The sequence below is a fragment of the Paraburkholderia sp. 2C genome (assembly GCF_054589215.1).
Window position 1 is genome coordinate 173646 of the sequence record NZ_BAAILL010000065.1, and the last position, 14029, is coordinate 187674.

At 62.0% G+C, this 14029-nt stretch carries 15 protein-coding genes; 6 read left to right on the forward strand and 9 right to left on the reverse strand.

Annotated features, from left to right (window positions below):
- Positions 1–58 precede the first annotated feature (58 nt).
- Both ACYPXD_RS29675 and ada read right to left on the reverse strand, forming a co-directional pair.
- Positions 59–973, reverse strand: a complete 915-nt coding sequence (locus tag ACYPXD_RS29675; RefSeq protein WP_459720202.1) for a DNA-3-methyladenine glycosylase family protein — start codon at positions 971–973, stop codon at positions 59–61.
- Complete coding sequence (ada, locus tag ACYPXD_RS29680; protein WP_459720205.1) at positions 970–2163, reverse strand: bifunctional DNA-binding transcriptional regulator/O6-methylguanine-DNA methyltransferase Ada; 1194 nt, start codon at positions 2161–2163, stop codon at positions 970–972. The genes ACYPXD_RS29675 and ada overlap by 4 nt, the downstream gene beginning before the upstream one ends.
- Positions 2164–2636: 473 nt before the next feature.
- On the opposite strand from ada, the gene ACYPXD_RS29685 reads away from it, so the two are divergent.
- A complete protein-coding gene (locus ACYPXD_RS29685; protein ID WP_459720208.1) occupies positions 2637–3062 on the forward strand; it encodes a VOC family protein in 426 nt (141 codons plus the stop codon).
- 59 nt (positions 3063–3121) lie between these two features.
- On the opposite strand, the gene ACYPXD_RS29690 is transcribed toward ACYPXD_RS29685, so the two are convergent.
- Positions 3122–3700 carry a YaeQ family protein gene (locus tag ACYPXD_RS29690; RefSeq protein ID WP_459720211.1) on the reverse strand — a complete coding sequence of 193 codons (579 nt, stop codon included), beginning with the start codon at positions 3698–3700 and terminating at the stop codon, positions 3122–3124.
- 483 nt (positions 3701–4183) lie between these two features.
- Positions 4184–4519 carry a surface attachment protein Sap1 gene (gene sap1, locus ACYPXD_RS29695; RefSeq protein ID WP_459720214.1) on the reverse strand — a complete coding sequence of 112 codons (336 nt, stop codon included), beginning with the start codon at positions 4517–4519 and terminating at the stop codon, positions 4184–4186.
- Positions 4520–5015: 496 nt separating this feature from the next.
- On the opposite strand from sap1, the gene ACYPXD_RS29700 reads away from it, so the two are divergent.
- From ACYPXD_RS29700 to ACYPXD_RS29710, 3 genes are all read left to right on the forward strand, one after another.
- A complete protein-coding gene (locus ACYPXD_RS29700) occupies positions 5016–5648 on the forward strand; it encodes a LysE family translocator (protein ID WP_459720219.1) in 633 nt (210 codons plus the stop codon).
- A 173-nt stretch (positions 5649–5821) separates the two neighbouring features.
- On the forward strand, positions 5822–5992 hold the full coding sequence (locus tag ACYPXD_RS29705; RefSeq protein WP_219798437.1) for a hypothetical protein: 171 nt from the start codon (positions 5822–5824) through the stop codon (positions 5990–5992).
- Between the two features lie 441 nt (positions 5993–6433).
- Positions 6434–6709 (forward strand): hypothetical protein, encoded by a 276-nt coding sequence (locus ACYPXD_RS29710; protein WP_459720224.1) that lies wholly within the window; start codon positions 6434–6436, stop codon positions 6707–6709.
- A gap of 65 nt (positions 6710–6774) precedes the next feature.
- On the opposite strand, the gene mnmE is transcribed toward ACYPXD_RS29710, so the two are convergent.
- Positions 6775–8208 carry a tRNA uridine-5-carboxymethylaminomethyl(34) synthesis GTPase MnmE gene (mnmE, locus tag ACYPXD_RS29715; RefSeq protein ID WP_459720226.1) on the reverse strand — a complete coding sequence of 478 codons (1434 nt, stop codon included), beginning with the start codon at positions 8206–8208 and terminating at the stop codon, positions 6775–6777.
- 352 nt (positions 8209–8560) lie between these two features.
- On the opposite strand from mnmE, the gene ACYPXD_RS29720 reads away from it, so the two are divergent.
- Positions 8561–9004, forward strand: coding sequence for a transcriptional regulator (locus ACYPXD_RS29720; RefSeq protein WP_459720927.1), 444 nt, complete (start codon positions 8561–8563; stop codon positions 9002–9004).
- A gap of 156 nt (positions 9005–9160) precedes the next feature.
- Here the strand turns inward: ACYPXD_RS29720 and yidC are convergent, their stop codons facing one another.
- The 4 genes from yidC to rpmH all read right to left on the reverse strand — a co-directional run bounded on the left by yidC (position 9161) and on the right by rpmH (position 11849).
- A complete protein-coding gene (gene yidC, locus ACYPXD_RS29725; RefSeq protein WP_459720229.1) occupies positions 9161–10828 on the reverse strand; it encodes a membrane protein insertase YidC in 1668 nt (555 codons plus the stop codon).
- A gap of 28 nt (positions 10829–10856) precedes the next feature.
- Positions 10857–11087 carry a membrane protein insertion efficiency factor YidD gene (yidD, locus tag ACYPXD_RS29730; protein ID WP_219798432.1) on the reverse strand — a complete coding sequence of 77 codons (231 nt, stop codon included), beginning with the start codon at positions 11085–11087 and terminating at the stop codon, positions 10857–10859.
- Positions 11088–11124: 37 nt separating this feature from the next.
- A complete protein-coding gene (rnpA, locus tag ACYPXD_RS29735; protein ID WP_459720929.1) occupies positions 11125–11571 on the reverse strand; it encodes a ribonuclease P protein component in 447 nt (148 codons plus the stop codon).
- A gap of 143 nt (positions 11572–11714) precedes the next feature.
- On the reverse strand, positions 11715–11849 hold the full coding sequence (rpmH, locus tag ACYPXD_RS29740) for a 50S ribosomal protein L34 (RefSeq protein ID WP_004198824.1): 135 nt from the start codon (positions 11847–11849) through the stop codon (positions 11715–11717).
- A 500-nt stretch (positions 11850–12349) separates the two neighbouring features.
- On the opposite strand from rpmH, the gene dnaA reads away from it, so the two are divergent.
- On the forward strand, positions 12350–13954 hold the full coding sequence (gene dnaA / locus ACYPXD_RS29745) for a chromosomal replication initiator protein DnaA (protein ID WP_459720238.1): 1605 nt from the start codon (positions 12350–12352) through the stop codon (positions 13952–13954).
- Positions 13955–14029 lie beyond the last annotated feature (75 nt).

Below are 14029 nucleotides of genomic sequence, written 5' to 3' on the forward strand. Positions count from 1 at the left end.
GGGTGGGTGTTCGACACGGCCGTTCGCATCGACGGTTAGCGATGTCAACTAACCGCCGCTATCCGCCCCGCGCGGCGCCCATCCGGTCCGTCACTTCATTCCACAGATGCATTGCGGCATAGGCGCGCCATGGCCGCCACGCATCGGTGCGGGCGCGCTGCTGCGTCGGGCGCGCGAGCGCCGGGTCGCGCGCGGCGATCGACTGCATCAGCACGAGGTCCCAGGCGGGCCACGCGTCGGGGTCGCGCCACGCGCGCATCGCCACGTATTCGACGGTCCACGGTCCGATGCCGGGCAGCGCGAGCAGCGCGGTGCGCAGCGCCGCGGCGTCGGCGGCCGGATCGTCGAGCGGCACCGCGCCGGTTGCGACTGCCTGCGCGAAACCCTGCAGCGCGGCAACGCGTTTGCCTGGCATGCCGATCCGCGCGAGATCGGCGCAGGCGAGCGCAGCCGGCGTCGGAAAGCGCCACGCGGTGCGCTCGTGCGGATGATCGTCGATACGTTTGCCGGCCCGCTCGACGAGCCGGCCGATGATCGTCGTCGCGGCTTTCACGCTGACCTGCTGGCCGACGATCGCGCGCACCACGAGTTCGAAGCCCGACCACGCGCCCGGCACACGCAGACCGGGCGCCGCATCGACGAGCGGCGCGAGCCACGGATCCGCGGAAAGCGCCGCGCCGATTGCACGCGGATCGGCGCGCAGGTCGAACATGCGCGAGATCGGTGCGGCGAGCGTTTCCGCGTGGCGCGCGGCGGCGCCGTCGATCGTCGCGACGAGGCAGCGTTTCTTCGGATGAAGCGTAACTTGCAGGGTGCCGCTGTCGCCGGCCCATTCGATCGCGCGCCGGTACGCGCCCTCTTCGACTGCTTCGACACCCGGTGTCGCGCGGCCTGAGAAGAAGCGCAGCGTGCGCGGCCAGTCGTAGGGTGCTTTGAACGGTAGTTCGAGTTCGATGTTGTTTTCGGTGCTCAAGCGGCGTGGTCCAGATCGGCGGCTGGGGTTGATCGGCGGGTTGTGGCTGTGGTTGCGGGCGATGAGTCGCGCGCGGAGGCGGCGGCGGACGCGCCGGCTGTCGATTGACCGCTTGCCGCCGGCGCTTGCGACGCCCCGCCGCCGTGTTGCCGTTCCGCATCGAGCAGCGCCGCCTTGCGCGCCGCGCCCCACCGATAGCCGCTCAACGACCCATCCTTATGCAGCACGCGATGACAGGGAATGGCCAGCGCGACCGGGTTCGACGCGCACGCGCCGGCGACCGCCCGCACGGCCTGCGGCGAGCCGACCGCTGCGGCGATCTCCGAATAGCTGCGCGTCTCGCCGTACGGAATCCGACGCAACGCGTCCCAGACACGTTGCTGAAACGCTGTCGGCGCGATATCGAGCGGCAGGTCGACGCGTTGCTCCGAACCGCGCAGATAGGCGTCGATCTGGGCGACGAACGGCGCGAGCCTTGCCGGATCGTCGACGAGCTCGGCATTCGCGAATTCGTCGCGAAGCCCGTCGATGAGGTCGGCCCGATCGTCGCCGAACGCGATCTTGCAGATGCCGCGGTCGGTGGCCGCGACGAGCACGGTGCCGAGCGGTGTCGACGCGTCCGCATAGCGCACGACGAGGCCCGCGCCCTTGCGGCGATACGCGGACGGCGCCATGCCGAGTTCCGCCGGCGCCGTGTCGTACATGCGCGATGGCGAGCCGAAGCCGGCGTCGACGGTGGCGCGGGTCACGTTGCTGCCCCGCCTGAGCGCGTCGCGCAGTGCGGCGCCGCGCTGCGCCGCCTGATACTGCCGCGGCGATACGCCGACGACGCGCTTGAAAAGTCTTTGTAGATGGAACGGGCTCACGTGTACCGCGTCGCTTAGCTGCGCAAGCGTCAGACGCTGCTGTGGGTCCGCATCGAGTACCGCGCATGCGCGGTTGACGATGTCCATTTCGCGCGGCAAACCGCCCGGCTGACAGCGCTTGCAGTCGCGGTAGCCGGCGGCGCGCGCGTCGTCCTGCGTCGCGAAGAATTCGACGTTTTCGCGGCGCGGCTGGCGCGATGAGCACGACGGGCGGCAGAACACGCCGGTCGTCTTCACCGCGTAGAAGAAGGCGCCGTCCGCCTGTGCGTCGTGGTGCGCAACGGCGGCCCAGCGGTCGGATTCGGTGGAGTAAGCGGTTTTCATCGTCAGCGCTCGTGGACAGGTTTCGACGGTTCCCAGATTACGGCGCACGTCCACACACTACGCTCCGGTTCTTGCTCTGTCATCGCCGCGGCCGGATACGGGCCCGGACATCCCTCACGCTTCCCAACTATTGGGGGCCGGAAGCGTCACCCTTATGCCGATGTGGCAAAACGACACAACATCGGGTTTTCCCTTAAAAAGTTATTGCGTCGCGGTAGGGCGTTGTGTATAGTGGTTTCTGTCTCCTCCATGTCTCCTCCTGATATGGATTCAGCCCGCTCAAATCAGCGGGCTTTTTTTCGTCCATCGCTTTCGTCAACGGCTAGCAGGCGCTTGGCGTCCAAGCGGCGTGCCGCCGCTGGCGGCGCCTCTTCAGCGCGCCGTCTTCGCATTTTGCCCTGCCGCGCCCGGCCTTCCCGCCTATCCCCTACACTCTTCATTACGGCTCCAAACCAGTTGAAGAGGCGGCAACCATGAAGTTTCACATCCGCGAGATTGACCACGTCGTCATCAGGGTCGAAGACGTCGGTGCCATGACGCGCTTCTATTGCGATGCGCTCGGTTGCAGCGTCGAGAAGGAGCAGCGCGAGATCGGATTGACCCAGTTGCGTGCCGGCCGCTCGCTGATCGATCTGTTGCAGGTTGGCGCAAAGATCGACCGTCCGGATAGTGGATTGCCCAGCGCGGGCCGAAATATGGACCATCTGTGTCTGCGCGTCGAACCGTTCGACGAAGCGGCGCTCGAGGCGCATCTCGTCGAACGCGGCGCGCGTGTCGGCGAAAAAGCGGTGCGCTATGGCGCGGACGGATTTGGCCCGTCGCTGTACCTGTTCGATCCGGAAGGCAATATGGTGGAACTGAAAGGTCCGCCGGACGCGACGCGGACCACTTCCCTTTAGATGCCGACGTGCACAACCCGACCTTCAACTGAACTCAGCGCACGTCCCCGCACTTCACTTTACTTGGCGCCTTGCGCGACCGACCGGGCGTCCGATGCGCCCGTCAACACCGTCCATTCGATCGGCACCGCGTCGGCGTCGGCGCTGCCGAGCCACGCGGCGCCATCCTGCACCGTGCATTGCAGCCGCATCGTTCTTTCGGCGAGCGCGCCGAGCGCCGATGCGACATTTTCGCCAAGCGACCAGACGGTCACGTTGCGCAGGCGTTCGACCTTGCCACGTACGCCTTGCCACCAGATGTCGGACGTCCGGCCGCCGTACGCGATCACGATAACCTCGTTCGCGCGGCCGCTCGCTTTCGCGATGCGCCGCTCGTCGGGCTGGCCGATGTCGATCCACGTTTCGATCGCGCCGGTCAGATCTTTTTGCCAGAGGTCCGGTTCGTCGGTATCCGAGAGTCCTTTGCAGAATTCGAGCCGTTCCTGGGCGAACAGGGCGAACGCGGCGACACGAACCATCATTCGTTCGGCGGTCTCGGACGGATGCAGCGCGATTGTCAGCGAGTGGTCGGCGTAGTAGTGCCGATCCATGTCGGCGATCTGCAGTTCGGCCTTATAGATTGTGGATTTGAGCGCCATGGAGAGTCCCGATCCCGCAAACGAGGACCGGAGAGTAAAGAGTGATTCGGGGCCGTAATAGCGTGCCATTTTGATACTGCCTTCTGTCGCGCGTCACGCGCGTCTCGCCGATGAAACGGTTTTTGCCGAACGCGGCGGCGACCGATGGTCTTCGCTTGCCGCTGCAACGCACTCAGCTTCCTATGATGTGAGATCAAGCAATGAGCGTGCCGCGCGGCGCGTCGGCATCAACCCGGATCGAAACACGGGAGGAGCGTGATGATACCGAATCTAGCCGGTGCGAGATGACAACGAGATGGCGAGCGGGCGGCTTGTGCGCGTTACCGGTCGGCGAGGAATTATTCCGGTGTTGTACGAGGTGAGCAAATGTAAAACGGCTGGGCGATTATCGCCCAGCCGTTTTCGAGTACGCAAAAGCTGATTCGGTCTTCTAAAGACCGTCACTGTCCGCATTTCCCCGACAAAGCGTCGGGGAAAAACCCACTATTGCTTGATGAAATGATCGTTGGTCCAGAGACCTTCGGTATCGCTATTCGCCGCATTGACGAATTCGATGTCGTGCCCATCGACACGCACGATGCGGAAAGTCGCGTTTTCAGGCGTGGACAGGCACTGGAAGCCGGAGAAATACTCCTGCATTTTCTGCTGCTCGCCGGCCTGCTCGTGCTGGCGCACTGCGTCGAGCTTGTCCTTGGACAGGCAGCCGTACGCGTTGGCCTTCAATTGCACGGTCTGCTGCGGCTTCAGGTCCTGAGCCTGTGCGGCAGATGCAGCTGCGAAAGCTGCCATGGCGAAGAGAACCGCGACGCGCATTTTCATAAAACCCTCCGTGCGGGTTAATACTCAGGTTAGCTATGTATTTAACTTCAGGGGGACACCCGCAGTTTTGAATTTAGAAGAACTGTGCGGAAGAACAAGCACGACTTGTGTGCGATTGCAATAGCGGCGGATTGTCGCAGACGCGTTCATGCGGTAACGCGCGTAAATGCCACCGGCAAAACCATGCATATTTAATCGCGAGCACTTGATCGATTTGCGATCGTCGCGTTGTCCGACAATCGTTTGCGGCGCGTATTCTCGTTTACGAGAATATCCAATTAAGTGACTGGCTAAACGCTTTAACGATGCTTGATGCGACGCACACAAAGTCGTTGAAGCCATTGGCGAAAAAGCACGGCCGCATGTGGCAAACGAAGAATAAAAACCATGCCTGACCGATAACGGCGTCGCTGCCGATGTGCGACGCTACGGTTCGTCTTGCGCTTCGCGAAAGTTCGTGGATAAATCGGAACGACTTTTCAAGGAGACGTCCGTTATGACGCTGGCCCACTGGCTTCCGTTCGCTATTGCATCAGCCATTCTTGTCGCCATTCCCGGCCCAACCGTGCTGCTCGTCGTCTCGTACGCACTCGGTCACGGGCGCCGCTACGCGCTTGCAACCACCGCCGGCGTCGCGCTTGGCGATCTGACATCGATGACTGCGTCGATGCTCGGACTCGGCGTGATCCTCGCCGCGTCGGCAACGCTTTTCACCGCGCTCAAATGGGTCGGCGCGGCTTATCTGTTCTATCTCGGCGTGAAGCTGTGGCGCACGCCGGTCATATCTGAAGAGGCGACGCCTGACGCGAGCGCCGAAACGCGCACGGGCCGCATCTTTGCGCACTCGTACGCAGTGACGGCGCTCAACCCGAAGAGCATCGTGTTTTTTGTCGCGTTCGTGCCGCAGTTCATTGATACGCAAGTCGCGACGTGGTCGCAGATCGCCGTGTTCGAGGCGACGTTCGTCGCGCTCGGTACGCTCAACGCGCTGGGTTATGCGCTGCTCGCGTCGGCGGCGCGTCGTGCGATCCGCCGCCCTGGCGTGCAACTTGCTGTGAACCGAACGGGTGGAACTCTACTGATTGGGGCCGGCATGCTCGCAGCGGCCTGGAAAAAGGCCGCCGCCTAGCGCTTTGCGTGACCCTCGCGTAGCGAAATGCCGTGCGAGGGTGAACCTTGGCGAGAAGGTACGGTCTTCAACCTCAATGAACATTGTGCGTGCTTACCCACACGGACTGCACGCAGCAACAAGTAGGACGCCTACAATGAAATTGCGAGTCAACACGATCCACGGAGGCTAATGTGATCGAGCATCTGGTTCTAGGCGCGTTTCTGATTGTGCCGCTTCTGATCGTCGCATTTCTCTTTTCCGATGAGCTTTGGCAAGAACATCGCCAGCAGCTCGAGGAAGAGTTTGACGCGGCGCGTCGGATGGATTGGCGGCATCCGATTCGCAGCTTCCTGCATCACTGAGCGTTCGGGAATCCGGCCTCCCCGCGCCTTGGGCTGGAGGCGTCCGTGGAGGTTAGCTGTTTTCCCGGATGTCCACTCGTCTTGTTGGTGTTGGCTCTGATATTGCCGAGTCGCGCGCTTACCGTGTTGTGCGGTTTTTGACTGCAAGCGGGCGGCGACAACGCAGGCAACGAGCCGTGGTGACGCTTTTGCGGCCGCCGCCATTCCTCTGTTCGGCATTTCCCGAAATTACCCCCCGAATCGCGGCACTGTTCGCCCGATTGCGCTCGCAATCGGACGCGTACGCTTGGCATGCGGGACATCGATTTTTCCCAACACGCATTAAATGCGATCTAATTGTTTTGTAGGGTGGCGCGACGGTGAAAAGGGCGCTACATTAATCCTCAGAAGATCATATGTAATAGAACGTAGGAACCTGACTATTGCACCGGGGGGGCGCATATGAACGGGTTGCTCGATCGCGATATTGCCCATATTGCTCGCGTGATGCGTCCATCACTGACTGGCGATTTCGGCGGTCCGATTCTCACATCGGCTTACTGGCGACAACGGCTGCATCGTTTGCTTGAGGCGCCGGTGTTGACCAAAGTGCAGTTGTGCGCAATCGACAGCTTGCTGCTCGAACTCGATGAGTTCGATGCGGGCGGCTTCGGCGTGATGTTTCCGCAACCGATTGAAGCGGCAGACGGAACGCCCGAGGCTGTGCAGTCGGCTTGATGCCGCGCGGGCGAGTTCGCGCTCTCGCGTTCTCGCGCAATGCTTTGGTCTTGCTTTTGGTCTTGCTACTTGCCGATGCAGAAGCGGCTGAAAATCACCCCTAGCAGATCGTCGGACGTAAATTCGCCGGTGATCGAATTCAATTGCTCCTGTGCGAGCCTCAATTCCTCAGCAAATAAGTCCAGCGCCTGGGCGTTCTGATCGGCGTGTTGCGCGGCGAGCGTCAGGTGTTCGTCGGCGGCGCGCAGTGCGATCAGATGGCGCTCCCGCGCGAGATAGACGCTTTCCGCGCCCGCCTGCCAGCCGGCAATGCGCAACAGTTCGGCGCGCAGCAACGCGATGCCGTCGCCGTGTTTCGCCGACAGGCGGACTTCACGCAGGTCGGCGCTGCGGGTATCTCCGCCGTCGCCTTCACCTTTGCCGTTTTCGGCTTCGAGTTCGCGCACGGCCGGTGGGAAATCCGTCAGATCCGTCTTATTCAAGACTCGCACGACGGGCACGCCTTTAGGGAAGCGCTCAGCGATTCGTTTGTCTTCGGACGTGACGCCGGCGCGCGCGTCGAGCAAATGCAGCACGACATCGGCCTTTTCTATCTCGTTCCACGTGCGAGCGATGCCGATCTTCTCGACTTCGTCTTCCGTATCGCGCAGCCCGGCCGTGTCGATCACGTGCAGCGGAATCCCTTCGATCTGAATTGTCTGCGCGACCTTGTCGCGCGTGGTGCCGGCGATCGGCGTGACGATGGCGAGTTCGGCACCCGCGAGTGCGTTCAGCAGCGACGATTTGCCGACATTCGGCTGCCCCGCCAGCACGACCGACAGCCCCTCGCGCAGCAGCGCGCCTTGGCGCGCGTCGCTGAGCACGGCCGCGAGGCGCTCGCGGATTCGCGCGAGTTTGCCGCGCGCGTCCGCGGCTTCGAGAAAGTCGATTTCTTCCTCGGGAAAATCGAGCGTCGCTTCGACGAGCATCCGCAATGTGATGACCTCTTCGACGAGCGCGTGAATGTCGCGCGAAAACGCGCCGTCGAGCGACCGCCCGGCCGAGCGCGCCGCGGCCTCGGTGCTCGCCTCGATCAGGTCCGCGACCGCTTCCGCCTGCGCGAGATCGAGCTTGTCGTTAAGGAACGCACGGCGCGTGAATTCGCCCGGCTCGGCGAGGCGCAGCGCAAAGGCTTTGCCCGCGTCGACGCAACGTTGCAGCACGAGTTGCAGCACGATCGGACCGCCGTGGCCTTGCAGTTCGAGCACGTGCTCACCGGTGTACGAATGCGGCGCCGGAAAGTACAGCGCGATACCGCGATCGAGCGCATGACCGGCTTCGTCGAGAAAGCCGACGTAGCTCGCATGACGCGGCTTCAGCGCTTGCCCCGTCAGCGCGCGCATTAACGCTTCGGCCGCCCTCTCGCCCGCCCGTCCGAACGAAATCCGCACGACACCGATCCCGCCGCGTCCAGGGGCGGTGGCGATAGCGACGATGGGATCGGAGTCGGTTGAGAGCATGGCAAATCGATAATCTGAAATTTCGCAAGCAGCGAGCCTGGAGCGGTTTTTTCAGGCGCCGAGCATTGTAGCGCGGCGGTGCGTCGAGTCCTTGATGTGGCGTCGAGTCCTAACTTCGTCGTTTAACCTACAGATTTATCTTATTTGAGATAAGGTAAACATCGAATTATCTCGGCCGATGACGCAAAGGAGCTTGCGATGTTTCGCTTCGTACGTATGGATTCTCATGTTCTTCCTGCCTTCTTGGGCATTCTCTGATTTGATTCCTAAGCGGGCCATTTGTATCTCGATTAAGCTAATCCTAGCCTGTGTGGTTGGCTACGACTTGAGATTGCAAATGCACAATCTCGACATGGCTACTACCAACGAAAAACGGGCGTTCTCCGATCGCCTCAAGCTCGCGCTAAGACGCGTTCCGGAAAAGCCGGACGGTCCCACCGAACTCGCGCGCTTCTTTAATTTGCGTTTTGAGGGTGATCCCGTGTCGACGCAGACCGTCGACAAATGGCTAAAAGGCCGGACGATCCCAAAACGCGACAAGCTCGAAACGCTTGCGAGCGCGCTCAGCGTCGACTTGCACTGGTTGCAATATGGGCCTTCGCCGAAGGTGACGACAACTCCCAGGAAGAAGCCGAAGGCGGCGAAGCCACCGCCACCGCCGCCGCCCGAGGAGAAATATCCAGCTTCGGCCGAGTCGCTCCAGCTGGCGAACAAGATCGAATCGTTGATGCCGCACCATCGCTATCTGGTGCAGGAACTGGTCGCGCAATTCTACGGCGACGTCGAGGAAGAATGATCAACCGGCTGGCTTCGTAGCGGACCGTAGTTGACTTTGGCTTTGGCTGACCGTGGTTGAAGATTTCAGCCGATAAAAAAAGCCGCCCTTCACTTCTGAAGGACGGCTTTTGTTTTGCCGGAAAGCGAGCCGCGCCTGATGCGCAGCGCAATCAGATCACGCCGGCTTCTTCTTCCCCGCGCCCATCATCCGCGTGATGTAGTACTGCTGCGCGATCGACAGCACGTTGTTCACGACGTAGTACAGCACGAGACCGGCCGGGAAGAAGAAGAACATGACCGAGAACGCGATCGGCATGAACATCATCATCTTGGCTTGAACCGGGTCCGGCGGCGTCGGGTTCAGACGCGTCTGAATGAACATCGAGACGGCCATCAGCACCGGCAGGATGTAGAACGGATCCTGCTGCGACAGATCGTGAATCCAGAGAATCCACGGCGCACCGCGCATTTCGACTGATGACAGCAGCACCCAGTACAGCGAGATAAACACCGGAATCTGAATTACGACCGGCAGACAGCCGCCGAACGGGTTCACCTTCTCAGTTTTGTACAGCTCCATCAGCGCCTGGTTCATCTTCTGCGGATCGCCCTTGAAGCGTTCGCGCAGCGACTGCATGCGCGGCGTGATTTCCTTCATGCGCGCCATCGACTTGTAGCTCGCCGCCGACAGCGGGAAAAACACCGCCTTGATCAGCAGCGTGAGCAGCACGATCGCCCAGCCCCAGTTGCCGACATAGCTGTGGATCTTCTCGAGCAGCCAGAAAAGCGGCTTCGCGATGATCGTCACCCAGCCGTAATCCTTGACCAGTTCGAGACCCGGCGCGATGCCTTCGAGCATGCGTTCTTCTTCCGGACCGGCGAAGAGGCGCGCCGATACGTCGTACGACTGGCCCGGCTGGATGGTCGGCAGCTGCTGCGTGACGCCGACGCGATACAGCGACGGGTCGATCTTGTTGATATAGATCTTGCGCTCGACGCCCTCTTTCGGAATCCACGCGGACGCGAAGTAATGCTGGACCATCGCAACCCAGCCGTTGTTGGCCGAGGTGGCGTAATCGTCCTTGTTCTTGTCGACGTCGCTAAACGACAGCTTCTGGAAGTGATGCTCGGCCGTGTAGACCGCCGGCCCGATAAACGTGTGCGAGAAGCGCGGCGTTTCGACCGGCTGGCTGTCGCGCACGAGTTCCATGTACGCGGTCGGCGAGACCGGCGTCGTGCCGACGTTCTCGACCTTCGTGTCGACGTCGATCACATAGCTGCCGCGCGTGAACGTGTAGGTCTTGATGACCTTCACGCCACCCTTCACAGGCGACTCGAGGCTGATCTTCATCGCGTTCTGGTTGGCCGCCAGGTCGTGCACCTGGTTCGGGACCGGCGTGAAGATGTCGTTGTGATTCGGATAATCGCCGCCGAACAGACCCGTACGCGCGAGATACGTGTGGTCCTTCGTGTGATCGAACAGCGTGATCACGAGGTCCGGCTGCTTACCATCGCCTTGCTTGACGAGCGTGAGCTTCGACAGCGTGCCGCCCTGCGTATCGATATCGCCCCGGTACACGTCCGTGCTGAACGGGACCTGCTGGGCCTTCTGCTCGGCCGGCGCGGTGACGCCGGGCGCGGTGCCGGCGTTAGCGGTTTGCGGCAGGTCCGACGGCTGCGTGCCCGGCGTCGTCGTGCCGGACGCGGCGGTGGTGACGGTGCGCGTCGGCGTCGCGCTCGGGAAAAACATCGACGGGCGCCCATGGGACCGCTGCCAGTTGTCGAACAGCATGACAAGCGATACGAAGAAGATGACCCATAGGACCGTGCGTTTGATATCCATGCGTTGTCTCAGTCGAGGCGAGAGCGCATCAGCGCTTTTCAGATTTGGGTGGCGGGACTAGATCGACGCCGCCGGCCGAAAACGGATGGCAGCGGCACAGACGCCGGGCGGCGAGGTACGTTCCGCGCGCGGCGCCATGATACTGGATTGCTTCGCGCGCGTAATCAGAACAGGAAGGATAAAAACGGCACCGGTTGCCGAGCAGCGGACTCACGGCAACTTTGTAAAAACGCAGTAAAGCGAACAGTACCGTTTGCATGGCTACAGCGGCCGGACCGCCAAACACGCTTCGACCTTCATGACGCCGCCGGCGGTGTGGCAGGCGTCTCAGCGGCAACCACAGGCGCCGTGGCTTCCCGCCGCGCGACCTCACGCGCCACCTTATCCAGCAGCACATCGATCTCGCCGCGGAACAACGCTTTCAACGGCGGCGACGCGGCGCTGGGGAAAACTTTCTTGTCGATCTTCGTGTGAAGCCGGATCAACACGTCCCACCCGCCGAATTCCTTGCGACGCAACCGGAACGCTTCGCGCGCGAGCCGGCGGATCAGATTCCGCGTGGCCGCGCGCGGCGCGAACTTCTTTCCGATGACGAGGCCAAGCCGCGCGTCATTGCCCGTTGGCCGCGCATAGACGACGAAATGCGCGGTACGCCGCCACGGGCGCAAACGAAAAACGGATGAAAACTCATCCGTTTTGAGCAGCCGGGCGGCTTTGGGAAAGGCGGCTTGCGCTCGCTGCATCTGAACGTTGACGTTCTGCTGCGCTGCTGCCGTTCCCGCCACAGCGCGGGTATCAGCCACAGCGCGGGACAAGATGGACGAAGACCGCAGGCGATGCGCCACGACCCAGGCAACCGCGGCCGATGACGATGGCCGCGCCTGCCTTAGATGGCGAGACGCTTACGGCCCTTCGCGCGGCGAGCGTTGATGACCTTGCGGCCGCCGGCGGTCTTCATGCGCACGCGGAAGCCATGGGTGCGCTTGCGACGGGTAACGGAAGGTTGGTAAGTACGTTTCATGTTGCTCTCACTTTCTTGTGTGAAATGACCACTGAGGGCCGCTGCTCTGGACCGCTTGCGGACTGTACGGCGCGCCGCCCGAGTGCTGCTTGGTGCTACCCTGGTGCTACATGAGCGGGCGCCTGGCGACCCGGCGTTCACGCTAGCCGGGCGGCACGAGAAATTGGTTTCGGCGGAACCCGCTATTTAAACCGGTTTTCTTTTGGTCGTCAATAGTTTAGGTAAGCGCTTGGCCGCGCTTCAGCCGGGCAAAAGCCGGGCAAAGCTCGCCGCGCGCAGTTGATCGGGCCCTGTGGATAACTCAACTTTCCCGCCCGATTTGGGTTTAGAATCTCGCCTTACATCCCAAGAATCCTGCACGCCGCTCCATTTCGCTCGTCGCCGCAAAGCCTTGCGGCACAAGCGTTTGGAGCTGTTTCGTCCGGCTGCTTCGGGCCTCGTCGCGTGAAGTGACAAGAGCAGCGGCGAATGCGCGGTGCAACCATAACGACAGCGACTTGATGAACGAATTCTGGCAACACTGTTCCGCATTGCTGGAGCGTGAATTGACGCCCCAGCAATACGTGACGTGGATCAAACCGTTGGCCCCGGTCTCCTTCGACGCCGACGCGAACACGTTGAGCATTGCGGCGCCGAACCGGTTCAAGCTCGACTGGGTCAAGAGCCAGTTTTCCGGACGCATTACAGACTTGGCACGCGATTTCTGGCATACGCCGGTGGACGTGCAGTTCGTTCTCGATCCCAAAGCATCGATGCGCGGTGCGCCGCAGGTTGCGCCAGCGCGTCCGTCCGCCTCTGCGTTGAACGGCGGCGCGGCGGCGGTGGGTGCAGCGGTGAGCGCGGTGCAAGCGGCGCAGGCCGCGCGTGTTGGCGCCGGCGGCATGTCCGCAGCCAACGGCGTACACAGCGCCGCCCAGCACGCGCACGCCATTCATCATTCGTCACACCAAACCGCCGACGATTCCGCCGACCTCGACCTCCCGAGCCTCGACGCGAACGAAGCCGCCGCCGCGCGCCGCACATGGCGCCCGACGCAAGGTGGCGCGCCGGCAGGCAACAGCGGCGAAAGCGACTCGATGTACGAGCGTTCGAAGCTGAACCCCGTGCTGACCTTCGACAATTTCGTCACCGGCAAGGCGAATCAGCTCGCACGCGCGGCGGCGATTCAGGTCGCCGATAACCCGGGCGTTTCGTACAACCCGCTCTTCCTGTACGGCGGCGTCGGCCTCGGCAAGACGCACCTGATCCATGCGATCGGCAATCAGCTGCTGATGGACAAAGCCGGCGCGCGCATCCGCTACATCCACGCGGAACAGTACGTGTCGGACGTCGTGAAGGCCTATCAACGCAAGGCCTTCGACGACTTCAAGCGCTACTACCACTCGCTCGATCTGCTGCTGATCGACGATATCCAGTTTTTCTCGGGCAAGTCGCGCACGCAGGAAGAGTTCTTCTACGCGTTCGAAGCGCTCGTCGCGAACAAGGCGCAGGTGATCATCACCAGCGATACGTATCCGAAGGAAATCTCGGGCATCGACGATCGTCTGATCTCGCGCTTCGATTCGGGCCTCACCGTCGCAATCGAACCGCCCGAGCTTGAGATGCGCGTCGCGATTCTGATGCGCAAGGCGCAATCGGAAGGCGTGAGTCTTTCGGAGGATGTCGCGTTCTTCGTCGCGAAGCATCTGCGGTCGAACGTGCGTGAGCTCGAGGGCGCGCTGCGCAAGATCCTCGCGTACTCGAAGTTCCACGGCCGCGAGATCACGATCGAGCTGACGAAGGAAGCACTAAAAGATTTGCTGACCGTTCAGAACCGGCAAATTTCTGTCGAAAACATTCAGAAGACCGTCGCTGACTTTTACAGCATCAAGGTCGCGGATATGTATTCGAAGAAGCGGCCTGCGAACATCGCGCGTCCGCGGCAAATCGCGATGTACCTCGCGAAGGAATTGACGCAGAAGAGTCTGCCGGAAATCGGCGAGCTTTTCGGCGGCCGCGACCATACGACCGTGCTGCACGCGGTGCGCAAGATCGCGGACGAACGGGGCAAGGACGCGCAGCTGAACCACGAGCTGCATGTGCTCGAACAGACGCTTAAAGGCTGATGTGACGGCGCTGCGGCGCGACCGCGGGTAAGGCAGCGCGGTTTGCTCATGCGGCATCGAAAGCGACGCGCGAGC

Excerpts from the sequence above, each read along its gene's own strand:
- sap1 (WP_459720214.1), bottom strand. The coding sequence starts at position 4,519 with ATGAAAATGCGCGTCGCGGTTCTCTTCGCCATGGCAGCTTTCGCAGCT.
- rnpA (WP_459720929.1), bottom strand. The coding sequence starts at position 11,571 with ATGCAGCGAGCGCAAGCCGCCTTTCCCAAAGCCGCCCGGCTGCTCAAA.
- yidC (WP_459720229.1), bottom strand. The coding sequence starts at position 10,828 with ATGGATATCAAACGCACGGTCCTATGGGTCATCTTCTTCGTATCGCTT.
- ACYPXD_RS29690 (WP_459720211.1), bottom strand. The coding sequence starts at position 3,700 with ATGGCGCTCAAATCCACAATCTATAAGGCCGAACTGCAGATCGCCGAC.
- dnaA (WP_459720238.1), top strand. The coding sequence starts at position 12,350 with ATGAACGAATTCTGGCAACACTGTTCCGCATTGCTGGAGCGTGAATTG.
- ACYPXD_RS29685 (WP_459720208.1), top strand. The coding sequence starts at position 2,637 with ATGAAGTTTCACATCCGCGAGATTGACCACGTCGTCATCAGGGTCGAA.
- yidD (WP_219798432.1), bottom strand. The coding sequence starts at position 11,087 with ATGCAAACGGTACTGTTCGCTTTACTGCGTTTTTACAAAGTTGCCGTG.
- ada (WP_459720205.1), bottom strand. The coding sequence starts at position 2,163 with ATGAAAACCGCTTACTCCACCGAATCCGACCGCTGGGCCGCCGTTGCG.
- ACYPXD_RS29700 (WP_459720219.1), top strand. The coding sequence starts at position 5,016 with ATGACGCTGGCCCACTGGCTTCCGTTCGCTATTGCATCAGCCATTCTT.
- rpmH (WP_004198824.1), bottom strand. The coding sequence starts at position 11,849 with ATGAAACGTACTTACCAACCTTCCGTTACCCGTCGCAAGCGCACCCAT.
- ACYPXD_RS29710 (WP_459720224.1), top strand. The coding sequence starts at position 6,434 with ATGAACGGGTTGCTCGATCGCGATATTGCCCATATTGCTCGCGTGATG.
- mnmE (WP_459720226.1), bottom strand. The coding sequence starts at position 8,208 with ATGCTCTCAACCGACTCCGATCCCATCGTCGCTATCGCCACCGCCCCT.
- ACYPXD_RS29720 (WP_459720927.1), top strand. The coding sequence starts at position 8,561 with ATGGCTACTACCAACGAAAAACGGGCGTTCTCCGATCGCCTCAAGCTC.